Raw genomic sequence first — 13,433 nt, forward strand, 5'->3', positions numbered from 1 at the left:
TGAGCAGTTCATTCAGGTACTAGACTCATACATCCGCTGGTACAACGAGAAGCGGATCAAGATATCTCTTGGCTCTCTCAGCCCCATCGAATACCGGGAGAGCCTTGGATTTACAACATAAACCAGTCCAAGTTAATATCCGCATCCCCTGGCGCAGTAACTCAGGGAACGAGGGCGCGACGGTGTGAAGACCACCGTGATAGGGACAGTCACCCGAAGGGCTGAGACTTTAGGCTCAGTCGGAACGCAGTGGAGATATGGCCCGGGCCGAAGGCATCACCCTATTGGCGGAAGTACCCACGCACCGGAAATTCATCGAAAAACCGACTTTCGACGCTTAAAAACGGCATCGTTTGCTGCCCAAAAACAAAAAAGCCCGGTCGTTCCGGGCCTGCATGTGTTGTTCTTGAGCCGCGGCATTCAGACGCCCCCATCAGAACCTGTAGCGAATGTTTTCAGATGGCCTGCTGCTAGGCAGGTACTTATCAGCCATCACCATAGTAGCGTCTGGCAATGGCATCAAGGTCAGCGGCAGCCTACATCTGGTGCGCTTACCCAAAAATCTGAGGGTCTACCAGACCCCATGCTGGCTGGCTCACCACGAGGCGATTCATGGAACCTTTTCTGCCCCCGCGTTGCAAAGTGGATGTGGCTGCAGTGAATATGGTCTTCAGCCATTCTGTGCAATTCGTACCCGTGATACCAAGGACTCTCCATGACGCTCAAACAAGAAACCATCACCCAAATCCAGGCGCTGCTTCAGGCCGACCCGGCATTGCTTGCACAAATCCAGTCGCTCGCCGAACCAGCTGAAGCCGCTGCGATTCTGGTGAAGGCGGCTGCCGCCAAGGGAATTGATGTGAACGCTCCCGATGTGGTGGCATTTGCCGAATCAGCCCGGGCTTCACAGGGGGCTATGTCAGATTCGGAGCTTGAGCAGGTTGCAGGTGGTTCGATAGAGTTTGTCATGATGTCGCTCAAGTCGCTCGGATTTGGCTGCGCCATTCACTCCATCGTGAACGCAAGCAAAGGGAACGATTGCGACAAGTCACTCTGGTGATTATTCAACTGCATCCAGCGGGTTAGGCTGCCGGCACAAGCACTATCTGATGAATCGGTTAGCCAATAAATGGTGCTTGAGGTTCTGGATCGCATTGAGCAGTTCTGCTTCGACGTCCTTGAAGGTCTTAGTCATCAGCGGCTGGGCATCGGATCCCCACCGGGATTCGTCAGCATGACGAAGGAGTGACGGCGCCACGTGAATTTGATTGGCAGTATCTACAAAGATGCAAGCTTTGATGGAACTTTTGCCGCCTGAATGTTGCTTACCCTGCAGAGACTGAAATTCCTGACCCTACCATCTAAGGTATAAATCAAATCCAACCAAGGAACGTCAATGACCACCGCACCAGACATCATCACGCAGATCCAGACCGTGCTTCACGCGGATCCGGCGTTGCAGGCTCAACTCAAGTCTTGTACCGATGCCAACAGTGCAGCTACGCTGATTGTCAAGGCGGGTGCGAACCAGGGTATCGAGCTCAGCGAGGCTGACGTTGTTGCCTGCGGCATAGCATCACCGTCATTGCAGTCGGCTGCTATTTCTGACGACGAACTCGATCTCGTCGCAGGTGGTGGTTCATTTGATCCAAATGAAAAGTATTCGAGCCGTGAAGTATATGAATTGTTTAAGTGGAAATACGGAGGCGGTAAGTTTCCAGGCTCACCCTGAGGGGGACTCTGCGGGCTTGGCTGTGGGCGCTCGACCATCCATGCGCTGAGGGTGGGCTCGGTCAGCCTCATGTCGTGTCGGTTGGCGCTATCCACCACAACGGCCAGCGGTAGGCCATTGGCCCCGGTCAGCACGCTGCGCTTGAAGCCGCTTTTGCCGCGGTCCGTCGGGTTGGCTCCGTTTTTTTCCCCGCCTAGCGGAGCTTTGGTCATGGCGCCATCGAGTGCCAGCCACGACCAGCCGCTGGCGTTCAAGGCCGTACCGATACCAGCACTATCTGATGAAGCGGTTCGGATCAGATCGTGCTTCAGGTCCCGGCGATTGCCTTGAGCAGTTCCGCCTCCAGACCCTTGAAAGTCCTTTCAGTCAGTGGCTGGGCATCCGCCATCCCGATATCGGGATCGATTGGAAAGCTGTTGTAGATCACAGCCCAGGTCACGCCGTCGCTGCGGCGGTTGAGAAACGAATGGGTTCCGGCGATGAGGGAGCCACTGTGGTTCCACGAGCCGGGAGCCAGCGCCCAGGACAGTCCGGCCGCTGGTGCGGTGATACGGGGATCAGGGCTTTGCATCAGTGCGACGGTCGAAGGTTTGAGCAACCGGGCAACGCCAGAGCGCCCGTCGATGGCGTCAACAAAACGAACGAGATCGGTGCTGGTCATCACCCAGCCACCATGGGCATCCATTGATCGCAAGTGAAAGGCAGCATAGGCCAGTTTGCCCGATCCGATGCCGGTCTGGGAAGGTACGTCCTGTGGCCAGCGGGGATCGTCGTAGTACACCGCCTCTCCCTCGAACCGCTCTGCCAGCTTGTCCATTCCGATGCGCGCGGCGGTGATGCCCGCCGGTGCGAGCACCAGCTGTCGGGTCGCCGTCTCATAGTCCATACCCGTGCGCCGCTCGATGATTCGCCCGAGAATGTTGTATCCGAAGTTGCTATAGGAGTATCGGGTGCCCGGTGCGAAATCCAGCATCCGCTCGCGAAGCATGAACTCGATCACGTCGGCACCGCTGGCCGGGGCGGGAATGCCCATCGCCTTGGCAATGGTGACCAGGTCGTACTGCGGCTCGTAGACATTGCTGTCCCAGCCACTGCTATGCTGCAGCAGATTCCTGAGCGTGATGTCAAGTACCCGACGGTCACGCACGGCTGCGTATCGGGCGTCGGGCAGCAAGCCACCGGGACCAAAGACCTTGCGTTCGAGCGCACCGGGCAACTCGTCTTCAAACAGCTTGAGTACCACCATACCAGTGATGGGCTTACTGATGCTTGCGATGCGCATCAATGTGCGACGAGTCAACGGAACCCGCGCATCGCGATCCGCCCAACCGAATCCCTGACTGAACACGATACGCCCTTCATGCGCCACACAGAGGCTGGCCCCGGGAATCTGCAGTTCGCCGATCGTCCTGACCATGTAGCGATTGAGCGCAGCAAACTGCGGCGCAGACTCTGCTGTGCCGGGTGAAAAAGTCCCACGCCCGGCACAGCCAAGAAGAAAGCTTGGAATGGACAGAGTGAAACAGCGACGGCTGATGTCTTGCATGGGATCTTTCTGGTGATTTGTTATCCGGGCAAGCCCGCCGGGAAACAGCACGGGGACGGCGCCACAGCTTCACTCATGACCTAATGACAGGACCTGGAATGCCTGGCATGCCAGACATCACGGCGTCAAAGCTTGCAGCCGACGCAGACAGGTCTGCGGCCAGTGACTGCCAAGCCGCACCGGCAGAAAGCAGGGGGGCTGAACCGGCCCCGGTAAACATGCGGAGGGAATTGATCTCCGGGGGCAGGACGCTGAACTTGCCGCCCGAGATTTTCTCCAGTGCAGTATCTGGAATGACCTGATCGGCTGCATGTTCCCCAGTAGACGCCCCCAAGGGTGGTACACCGACACCGTGGGCCGAGGCCGCCCTGGCAAGCATGGCTGCCGCATCGACCGGGCTGGCGCAGGAACGGATGGCTGACACCAGCGCCGGAGAAGTCTCCAGCATGTCTCTGATCTGTGCAATGGTTTCTAGCGTGAGTATCATGAGGACTCCTTATTTAGGTCGGAGACATCAAACTCATACTGAAAATGTAGGGGCAAAATAGAAGCGTCCCCTTTTGACGTTTCTATTTTTCTCCTGCATTTACTACTACTGAAAGTAAGGTAAGTAATCTGAAATTCTTATCCTTTCTCAGGCGGAAACTTTTTAACCCAAACTGTCTGCCCCCTTCTTGGACCGTTAGGTACAACTTGCCATGAGCCCAAGTAGCCGCCATCACCTATTTGGTAATCAATTTGGCCACCCGCTACTTTATCTAAATCTTCCATTGATAACGCTTCAATATTTTTATTAAGACGCATTAATGGGAACACGTTTGCAGGCAAAGCAATTGCTTCCGCTTCAGTTTCTACAAATTTCAAAGTAGCCCCTTTTTTTAAATTTACCCCTGCATCGATCAATGCTTGTGAAGGATTTTCCATAAACACGTTCATATCTACTCGTTTAAGGCATTCTTGCAACGTTTCTTCGGTCATATCGGTACAAGACTTGAGTTGTACCTGCAACGCCGGGTCGGCCTGAAGCATGATCTGGATTCCGGTGATGATTTCTGGTTTTAGGGTCATGAGGATTCCTTATTCAGGTCGAAGACATCAAACTCAATCACGCTAGCCCTTTGGATAGTCCAAGTCCGGATCGCCACCAGGCCCCCCCCCGGCAGGGGCCGACCCGGCAGCAGACAGCCACTCGAGTTCGTCATCGCTCAGGGCCCGGGTAAAGGGCTTTAGGGTCTCGCGTGTTTTCTGCTCGGCCTCGGGCCGCGCAGGAAGTCTGGCATAGCGCTGCGCGAGCAGGTCGAGGGCAGCATCAAGCTGCGCCAGCTGCGCATCTCCCGCGGCAGTCAAGTCGCCGGCTTCACCATCAGACGGGGGGGGCTTCAAAGGCTGGTTTTCTTTCATGACACGATCCGCTTCCAAACAGTGAGTAACGCATGAAGGGAAAAGGTTCCATCGATCAAGCGAGATATTCCTTCAATTCCAGTGCCAGCTGCGCCCGGGCACGGGACAGGCGGCTCTTGACCGTCCCCATGGGGACATCCAGCAGTTTGGCGACATCCTGCAAGGCCATGCCCTCCAGCCGCACCAGCACGGTCACTTCGCGCATGTCGGCAGGCAGACGGGCCAGTGCTTTGTCGAGCGCAGTCAGCATTTGCCGCTGACCCAATTGCTCCTCAGGGGCTTCATCGGCCCCGAGCAGCACTTCAAGGTGATCGTCATCGGGCAGTTCGACCTCATGTCTGGCTGGTCCCCGGTTGCGATGGTTGCGGGCCAGGTTCAAGGCAATACCCAGCAGCCAGGTGGAAAACTTCGATTCCTTGCGGAACCCCGGAATTTTCTTCCATGCCGCAAAAAATGTCTCCTGCGCCAACTCCTCGGCCACAGCTTGGTGACGCACCCATTTCATCTGGAAGCGAAACACTAGCTGGTAATGCTCCTTCACCAGCACGTCAAAAGCTGCCGAATCGCCCGCCGCTGCCAGAGTGACAAGATGCATCGCACGGGCCAGTGCGACATCGTCCGCACCGCCGACAGGAACTGCCACATTGACTGAGACCAGAGAAATCATAGTCGGTGCTTTCATCCTTGAAACTGACATCAGGCGATCTGCCGGCGGGCAAGCTCGGCAAATGCCCCATTTCGTTGCATCAACTCGTCGTAGGTGCCCGTTTCGACCACCCGGCCTGCGTCGATCACGAATATCCGGTCGGCATGGACCACTGTTGACAGCCGGTGCGCAATCACCACCCGGGTCGCCTTGAGGGTGCTGACACTGTTGGCCACAATCGCCTGCGTGCGGTTGTCGAGCGCGCTGGTGGCTTCATCAAACAGGAGGATGCGGGGCTTGCGGACAATGGCGCGCGCCACCATCAAGCGCTGCTTCTGCCCGCCCGAGATGGTGCCTGCGCCTTCGGAAATCACCGTATGCAGGCCCATGGGCATCGCCTTAATGTCGTCTTCCATGCCGGCCATCACAACAGCCTGCATGGCGTCCTCATGGGTGAGGGGAGCAGAGCCAACGATGTTGGTGAAAATATCGCCGGGCATCAGCTTGCCGTTCTGGAGCACGACGCCCAGTTGGCGGCGCACGGCCTGCACGTTCAGGCCAGCAAGGTCCTGACCGTCGTAATAAACGCCACCGGACAGAGGGGTCTCGAAACCGAGCAGCAACCTGAACAGGGTCGATTTGCCGGATCCGGAGGGCCCGACAAAGGCCACAAACTCTCCCTGCTCGATGCGAATGCTGACATCGGTCAGCGTCATCGGGCCATCTGCCGCATAGCGAAAGTTCAAGCCACTGAGTTCGATGGCACCCGTCAGCTGGCCGGGGGCAGCGCGCTGTTCACTGACCTCGGGCAGCGTGGTCAGTATGGGCTTGGCACGCTCGTACAGGGGCACGATGTTCAGGGCTGCCGTCAGGGCGCTGGTCATGCCTAGCGTGGCCGCCATGAACTGGCCAAAGGCGCTGTTGAATGCCATGAAGCTGCCGGTCGACATGTCGCTCGTGTAGAAGGCGACCACCATGAACAGCAACAGCGAGCACAGGACGATGTAGCCCGAGTCAAACACCGCCATGCCGTTGGCCAGGCTGCGGATTCTGAAATCCAGCGTCTTCTGCCTGGAAAAGGCCTCTGCCCAACGCACAAACGCGCGCTTTTCCGCACCACCACCGCGCAGCTTGGCCATGCCATTGAGGAGCTGAAACACCAGGCTGGCAATGTCGCCCTGGACCTGGTAGGTCTGACGCTCCAGCCGGAGGCGGTAGAAGTTGACCGCCGTGGTGACCAGCAGCGAAACCAGCACCAGCGCGGTGGCCAGAAATGCGAGCTTGATGTCGATGAAAAACAGGTACCCGAAACTGAACAGACCAAACAGCCAGCCGAACACGGCCGTTTGAACTGTGCTGGTGAGGATGCGTAAAATCGAGTCAATGCCGAAAGCGCGTTGGGCCAGATCGCCCGCGGCATAGTCCCGGAAAAACGGCACGGGCAACCGGAGCAGGCGGTCGATCACAGCCGGCTGATTGGCGTTGTCAATGCCACTTTCCACCCGTAGGATAGCCAGCCCGCGCGTAAGTTCAAACGCGGCAATCGAAATCGAAGCTGTCGTCAGCAACAGCACCATCTGCAACAGCTGGCTGATGTTGGCCGAGGGGATGACCGAGTCGATCAGGATGCCGGTTGCAGTTGGCGTCAGCAGGCCCAGCAGACCACCCAGCACGCCGAAGACGAGTACCCGGTACATGTCTGCGGTCGTGCCCTGCAGGCCAAAACGGACCAGCCCCATGATGGTGATAGCCGCGTTGTTGAACGCCCGGTAGAACATCACCGCAGTACGGCCGAGGTCCTGTGCTGTGGCTGAAGTCAATAGTGTTTCCTGACCCGTCACAGGGTCATGAATCACGAATCGGCCGCGTCCTCCTGGCAGCAGGGCGACCGGCGCAGAATTGCTTTCCCTGAAGGCCAGGAGTGGCGTGGTGATGTCCTTCCACCACTGGGCACCATCGAGCTGGACACGACGTTGTGAGACTTTCGCCTGCCGGCACAGGTCTTCGATCCGGCCGGTTGAATCGGCGTCAGCCCCAAGAGCTGAAAGACTATTGCTGGAAAGCGGCGTCTTGCAGCCGATAGCGTCAAGTACCTTGCGGCAGGCGTCTATCAAGGCATCGCCAGTGATGCCTCCGGCTGACGCCGTCTGTTGGCCCGAAACCACCCTCGCCAGCTCCCCGATGGCATGGCCGAATGTCCGCTTCTCGTTGAGATCACGGGTGCCGACCAGCGTTGCCTCGGATTCATCCAGCGCGCTGCGCTGTTGCTGAATCCGCTGCAAGACGACCGCATGGAAGTCCGCGAGCTGTGACAGTACCGCGTCTGCAGTCATTCGCCCGGGCTGACCGGCGGCTTGCATCTCCGCCCCGAAAGCCTGTACCCACCCGTCAGCCAGGCAGCGCAGTGCAAAACCTTCGTTCGATACCGCGTTCAGTAGCGCATGCGCTGCTTCAAGCCGTATCCAGCGTGTAGAGGGCGTGGCGACTGCCAGCAGCCCGTGGCCAGCCGCTTCTTCTTCGCCGCCACCAGCAGAGCTCGCACCACCCGGGCGACGCAGACCCAACACAGCCTGACCCGCATCGATCCGGCACACGTGCACGCGCGCACCCGAGGGCTGCCCATCGCTGACAGGCACGGCGAAAATATCCACGCTGCCGCTGCCGACAATCCACGCAGCGCTTTCGTGGTTGAGCAAGGTGGGTGCGGTGGCAAAGACTTCCAGCGGTTCGGCGGAGCGCAACAGCGCGCTGAAGCCTGCATCAAAAACAGTTTGCTCCTCTGCGTTCAGCCGGTAGGGGACGCGCGGTGTCATGCCGACATCCTCCCGACCAGTTTGGCGTAGGCGCCACCCAGCTCGCTCAGCGTCTCGTGGGTGCCGCGCTCGACCACCTTGCCGCGGTCCATCACGATGATCTCATCGCAGTCGCGCACACTGGACAGACGGTGCGCTACCACCAGGCAGGTGCAGCCGCGCTTACGGAGATGATCAAGAATCTGCTTTTCCGTGATCGGATCCAGCGCGGAGGTGGCCTCATCCAGCACCAGGATCCGGGGGTTGCCTGTCAGCGCCCTCGCCAGCTCCAGTCGCTGTGCCTGGCCGCCGGAAAAATTAACGCCACCTTCACCCACTGCCGAGTCGTAGCCACCCTGGCGCGACGCAATCACGTCGTGGATCAGCGCATCGTGCGCAGCCCGCACCATGTCGGATTCGGGTACAGCCGCATCCCACAGCGTCAGGTTGTCACGCACGGTGCCCTGGAACAGGTAAACCTCCTGGTCCACACCCGCCAGGGTGGCATTGAGCGTGATGGGGGCAATCGATTCACGCGCCACACCATCGATGCGGACCTCGCCCGACCAGGGCTTGTTCAGGCCCATTACAAGACGGGCAATGGTTGACTTGCCACTGCCCGATTCACCGACCAGCGCCACACGCTGACCGGGCGCCAGCTTCAGGCTGAAATCCTCGATCAGCGGAGGGTCGAGGCGGCTGTAGCCAAAACTGAGGCGATCAATCTCAAGAAAACCTTCGAGCTTTCCAGGGGGGCTGTCTCCCACCACCGTTGACCTGAATCGCTCGTCTACGGGGTACCGGAGCACATCGTCCAGCCGCGTCAGGTCACCCGAGGCCTCCTGGAACTTGGTGGCCAGCCCCATCAGGTTATTGACTGGCCCGGCGAACGAGCCCATCAGGCTTTGAAACGCCACCAGCATGCCAACGGTCATGCCGCCCTCCATCACAAGCCAGCCCCCCAGCCCCAGAACGGAAGCGCTCGTCAGCGCGCTGAGCAACACCGGCACGCAGGACAACATCCGCGAGTAAAGCTCCAGCTGCTGGCCACTGTTACCCGCCTTGGCCCGCAGCCCTGCCCAACGAGCAAAGAAATCGATTTCCCCGCCAGTGGCCTTGATGGTTTCTATGGTCTGAATGCCCCCCATGGTGGCAGCCATGAGCTTGCCGCGCTCCTGCTGTACGCGCATGTTGCCATCAATGCGCCTGCGTGCCACGTATCTCAACGCAGCCATGTTGAGCCCTGTGAGCAGGACGCCGATCAACGTCAGCAACCAGTCGTAGGTGAGCATGATCAGCACATAGAAAACGGCAGTGACGACCCCCACTGCGTTGGTCGCCAGCTCGCCTGAAAGCAGATGAGCCACTCGGTCGTTTGAGCCCACCCGCTGCGAGATGTCGCCCGCATGGCGCTGGTTGAAAAACTCAATGGGTAATCGCAGTACGTGCCAGAAAAACGTGGCGGAGCCCGTCAGGGCCAGCCGCAGTTCGAGCCGCAGCAGGTAGTGCTGCTGAAGCCAGGTCAGCCCCATTCGCAGCAGCGCCGTAATCCCCATGCCCAGAAGCAGCGGCTTGACCCACCCTTCCAGCTGGCCGATCAGGTAGCTGTCCACGAACACCTGCGTGAACACGGGTATCACGAGGCCGGGGATCACCAGTGCCAGACTGGCCAGCGTGACGAACAGCAGCACGCTGCGAGAGCCATCGAGACGGGGTTTGAGGGTCTGGAAGGTGCTTCGGCGCTGCCCCCCCTTCTTGAAGTCCGGCCCTGGGGCAATGAGCAGCGTGACACCGGTGTAGGCTCGGTCGAATTCGTCAAACGTCGCCTTGCGCGGACCGGACGCAGGGTCGTTGAGCCACACGCCATCGTCAGCGAAGCCTTCAACCACCAGGAAGTGGTTGAAGTTCCAGAAGACGATTACCGGAAAAGCCTGCGTCCGCAGCGCCTCCACTTCAAGCCGCGCGCCGGATGCGGTCATGCCGAAGGTACGTGCTGCTCTCACCACATTGCTGGCCTTGCTGCCGTCGCGGGAGACACCGCAGGCCACCCGCAACTGTTCAAGCGGCAGGTGCAGGCCGTGATAGCCCAGTACGATGGCCAGTGCCGCTGCCCCACACTCGACCGCCTCCATCTGCAGCACCGTCGGTGTCCGGGCGCGGACACCGGCCTTCCGTGTGATTCCGGGGCTTGGCATGTTCAGGCCTGTGCGGTTATCCACACTACAGGCCAATGGTTTCGCGGATCAGCGGGATCACGAGACTGATGGGGCGCTTTTCCTCCACCACAAAGCCACCGGTGGCGATCATTCCGCTGGACACCTCCACATCAGAGCCAGCGCTGGAAGACCAGCGATAGCCGCTGCGTGTTCTTTCATCCTTGACCAGCTGGACCGTCACCGCGATGGGTGGACCACTTTTGGACAATTGCCGAACCAGAACCGGGTTGTCAATCAGTGCCAGCATCCCCGCCTCGGTAGACGGAAACTGCGATACCTGCGTCACCTTGCTGACCAGGAATCCGAAGCGCTCCTTCTTGGCCGTCGCTGGCGATATCTGTCCAGTCATGCCTGGCCTGACCAGCTGGGCACTGGTGTTGGGCGGCAAGTAGATCACCGCCTCGAGTTCCTGGTCGTTAATTTCCACGCTGAACAATGTCTGACCAGCCTTGATCATGTCGCCGCGCATGGCCAGTACCTCGACAACAACACCGTCGTGGGTGCTTGTAACCTCGGAAGCAATCGTGTTCTTGAGTACGAGGTCAGCGAGCACATCCTGTGCATTCTTCAGCCGGCTGGCTACGTCTCGCTGCCTGTCTTCATTCTGTGTGGTCGTCTGCAGCCGTTCCACCGTCAGCTTCTGGAGAGTGTTGCGGGCCGAATTGATGTCGTTTTGAGCAGCGAAGATCTGCTGCTTGACTTCCTCGTGCCGCTGCCTGGTAATCAGGCCATCGCGAACCAGTTCAATCTGCGACTGTTCGATCGCCCGAAGTGATTTAAGCTGCGCTTCCCGCCCTTCAATCAACTTTTGTTGCGCTTCCTGTTGCTGCCGCAACGCAACGCTCTGCGCCGGAGCCAACGAAGCCAAGCCCGCGTTGGCGTCATTCTGCTCGGCCTTCAGCCGGGCCACCACGGCTTGCTGGGCCGCCAGCTGCTGTACCAGTGTCGGCTGAGCCAATTGGGCCAACACCTGCCCCCTCTGAATTCTCTGACCGATCTTCAGGTCGGCAATGTCGGTCACCACGCCGCTGCCTTCGGAGACGATGTTGAACGTACCGCCTTTGCGGATCAATATGCCTTCGCCAGTGACCATGGTTGGCAGCCGACCAAACACACTCCACACCAGGGCCACCGCAATCGCAAGGCCCGCTGCCCCCAGCGCTATCCACGAGTAGGGCTGCGTCACCTTGACGAGCTGGTTGAGCTGCTCCGGCGACGACAGCGTCTGCATCGCCGCCTCGCGAAACATCGGATTCGGCGTTTTGAGCTCGTTGCCAGCGCTGTGTTTGGTTTCTGGAGTCATGGTGCCTGCAATTCCCTTGCGGTAGGCAGTGTGGTCAGCCTGCCAAGGGCAAGTATCTGTTCATCGGCGTAGGCATCAAGTAGCAAACCGGCCTCAAGGCGAAAGTTCACGATTGCTTGCGCGAGTCGCTTGCTCGCGGCCACCGCAGCCAGTCGCTCCTGCGTGAGCTGCTCTTCCGCTGCCAGCAACTCGAAAGCCGTGACCAGCCCGGCGCTGTAGCGTCGGCGCTCGTTTTCGCTCACGCGCTGCTGGATGTCGACCTGGTTCAGTGCCAGGTTGCGCTGCGCCACCAGCTCACCAAGTCGCCCGAGCTGCAGCAACACGTTCCGCTGCATAGAACTCTGCAGCGCTGAATACTCGACATTGGCCAGTTCCAGGGCTGCTAGCCGCTGTGCCACTTCGCCCTGCTTGACCAACCCGGAAACTGGAAACGCATAGTTCAGACTGATGGACGCATTGGGCCCCGGACTGGCACGAAGTGCGGACAGTGGCGATGCTGCGGATCTGTTCTCACCCAAACCCGAATAGCCCAGACTCAGCTTAAGGTCAAGCTGTGCGGAGTGATCGCTTTCCGCGGCATCGAGCAGTGTTTGGGCGGACAGCTGACGCCGCTGCGAGGCCAGCACATCAGCCCGCCGCGCACTGGCGGTGGCCAATGCGCTGTCGGCTGCACCCAGGCCCAGAAGCTGGTTGACAGAGGCTTGTGGAACATCTGGAAAGTCATCAAGGGGCGGTGCGAGTGCCGCATCCGCTCGACGCAAGCCCATGGCCTGGAGCAGGTCGGTCGAAGCCTGGTTGAGGGCCTGCTCTTGATTGATGACACCCAGCCTGTCGCGCGACACCCGCGCTTCGTACTTCAGAACATCAGCCGCCGGAATTTCATCAGCCCGTGCCAGCCGGCGAGCGTTCACCAGCAATTGCTGAGATCGTTCAAGTGACTCACGCTGCACGGCCAGTGACCGCTGTGTGGACACATACTCCCAATAGCTGGAGACGGTACGGGCGACTGATGCGGCGATGTCATGGCGGTACGACAGTTGCGCCGCCTCCAGCAGCAGCTGCGCCGATCTTTCAGGCGCTGTCGTGATGGCCGTACCCGAACCGCGCAGCAACGGAAACAGGACATTGAGCGTTGCGTCGCTACGCATCGGTGCCGTCGGGTTGGTCGCGTTATCGATGCTCCTGGAAATGGATAAGGTGGGATTGAACGACACCCCAGAACGCAATTTGCGCGTAGCGCCGACCACGTAATTATTGCTCAGTGTGCTGATCCCCGGACCCACTGAAGACTGTTGGGCAGCGAGGACTGGCGTGTTCTGAAGCGTCCGACCGAGACCTGCATTGAGTGTGGTGTCAAAGGCGGCTGCCGCGGAAGTCACTGCCCCGACACTTGCCGCCACACGCTGTTTGCCAGCCGCGATGGTCGGCTCATTCACGATGGTGATACGAACGGCGTCGATCAAATTGCCGGTAAAGGGCTGCGCGTGGCTAGCCTTGGTCAGACCCACACAGGCTAGCACGCAGAGTGCGGTCGATAACGAGATCCGGGAGGTCAGATTGGCACCCTCTGAAGGTGAACCATCAGCCCCCCGTAGCCCTTGGCGATCAAAGGCAAGCGGGCTATGAACCGGGAAGGCGCAGTGTTTCCCTGGTTCCGCAAGCAAATCAATAACATTCGACGCCCCGGTTCGAAACTGTTGAACACTCGCTGCCTTGAGGTAAAAACTGAACTCCGACCCGCCTGCGCGTTTGCCAACAATTCAAACTTCGCCCCTGAAACTGCCGTGTGATTGTATA

Annotated in this window: 12 protein-coding genes and 1 pseudogene; 3 read left to right on the plus strand and 10 right to left on the minus strand. The window is 59.2% G+C overall.

The annotated features are described in order from the left end of the window. The 3 genes from AAG793_RS15350 to AAG793_RS15360 all read left to right on the plus strand — a co-directional run. Positions 1-121, plus strand: a 121-nt coding sequence (locus AAG793_RS15350) for an IS3 family transposase (protein WP_341909825.1), incomplete at its 5' end; no start/stop codon positions are given. A gap of 594 nt (positions 122-715) precedes the next feature. Next, positions 716-1,060, plus strand: coding sequence for a hypothetical protein (locus tag AAG793_RS15355; RefSeq protein WP_341909741.1), 345 nt, complete (start codon positions 716-718; stop codon positions 1,058-1,060). Positions 1,061-1,396: 336 nt separating this feature from the next. Further along, positions 1,397-1,732 (plus strand): hypothetical protein, encoded by a 336-nt coding sequence (locus AAG793_RS15360; RefSeq protein ID WP_341909829.1) that lies wholly within the window; start codon positions 1,397-1,399, stop codon positions 1,730-1,732. Between the two features lie 17 nt (positions 1,733-1,749). On the opposite strand, the pseudogene AAG793_RS15365 reads toward AAG793_RS15360, so the two are convergent. The 10 genes and pseudogenes from AAG793_RS15365 to AAG793_RS15410 form a co-directional block, all read right to left on the minus strand. Further along, a pseudogene (locus AAG793_RS15365) lies at positions 1,750-1,971 on the minus strand (transposase); the annotation flags it as partial. Positions 1,972-2,039: 68 nt separating this feature from the next. Beyond that, positions 2,040-3,278 carry a serine hydrolase domain-containing protein gene (locus AAG793_RS15370; protein ID WP_341909743.1) on the minus strand — a complete coding sequence of 413 codons (1,239 nt, stop codon included), beginning with the start codon at positions 3,276-3,278 and terminating at the stop codon, positions 2,040-2,042. Between the two features lie 73 nt (positions 3,279-3,351). Then, positions 3,352-3,765 (minus strand): PPE domain-containing protein, encoded by a 414-nt coding sequence (locus AAG793_RS15375; RefSeq protein ID WP_341909745.1) that lies wholly within the window; start codon positions 3,763-3,765, stop codon positions 3,352-3,354. A 137-nt stretch (positions 3,766-3,902) separates the two neighbouring features. Continuing rightward, on the minus strand, positions 3,903-4,346 hold the full coding sequence (locus AAG793_RS15380; RefSeq protein WP_341909747.1) for a hypothetical protein: 444 nt from the start codon (positions 4,344-4,346) through the stop codon (positions 3,903-3,905). A 42-nt stretch (positions 4,347-4,388) separates the two neighbouring features. Next, positions 4,389-4,679 (minus strand): hypothetical protein, encoded by a 291-nt coding sequence (locus AAG793_RS15385; protein WP_341909748.1) that lies wholly within the window; start codon positions 4,677-4,679, stop codon positions 4,389-4,391. 55 nt (positions 4,680-4,734) lie between these two features. After that, positions 4,735-5,346 (minus strand): sigma-70 family RNA polymerase sigma factor, encoded by a 612-nt coding sequence (locus AAG793_RS15390; protein WP_341909749.1) that lies wholly within the window; start codon positions 5,344-5,346, stop codon positions 4,735-4,737. Positions 5,347-5,375: 29 nt separating this feature from the next. Next, complete coding sequence (locus AAG793_RS15395) at positions 5,376-8,138, minus strand: NHLP bacteriocin export ABC transporter permease/ATPase subunit (protein WP_341909750.1); 2,763 nt, start codon at positions 8,136-8,138, stop codon at positions 5,376-5,378. After that, entirely contained in the window at positions 8,135-10,312 is a 2,178-nt protein-coding gene (locus AAG793_RS15400) for an NHLP family bacteriocin export ABC transporter peptidase/permease/ATPase subunit (protein WP_341909752.1), read from the minus strand. The genes AAG793_RS15395 and AAG793_RS15400 overlap by 4 nt, the downstream gene beginning before the upstream one ends. Positions 10,313-10,337: 25 nt before the next feature. Continuing rightward, the gene (locus tag AAG793_RS15405) at positions 10,338-11,636 is read right to left on the minus strand and encodes an NHLP bacteriocin system secretion protein (protein WP_341909754.1); all 1,299 of its coding nucleotides are present in this window, start codon (positions 11,634-11,636) and stop codon (positions 10,338-10,340) included. Beyond that, positions 11,633-13,144 (minus strand): TolC family protein, encoded by a 1,512-nt coding sequence (locus tag AAG793_RS15410; RefSeq protein WP_341909756.1) that lies wholly within the window; start codon positions 13,142-13,144, stop codon positions 11,633-11,635. The genes AAG793_RS15405 and AAG793_RS15410 overlap by 4 nt, the downstream gene beginning before the upstream one ends. Between the last annotated feature and the right edge of the window lie 289 nt (positions 13,145-13,433).

The organism is Polaromonas sp. YR568 (assembly GCF_943372955.1).
Classification (GTDB): Bacteria; Pseudomonadota; Gammaproteobacteria; order Burkholderiales; family Burkholderiaceae_C; genus Polaromonas.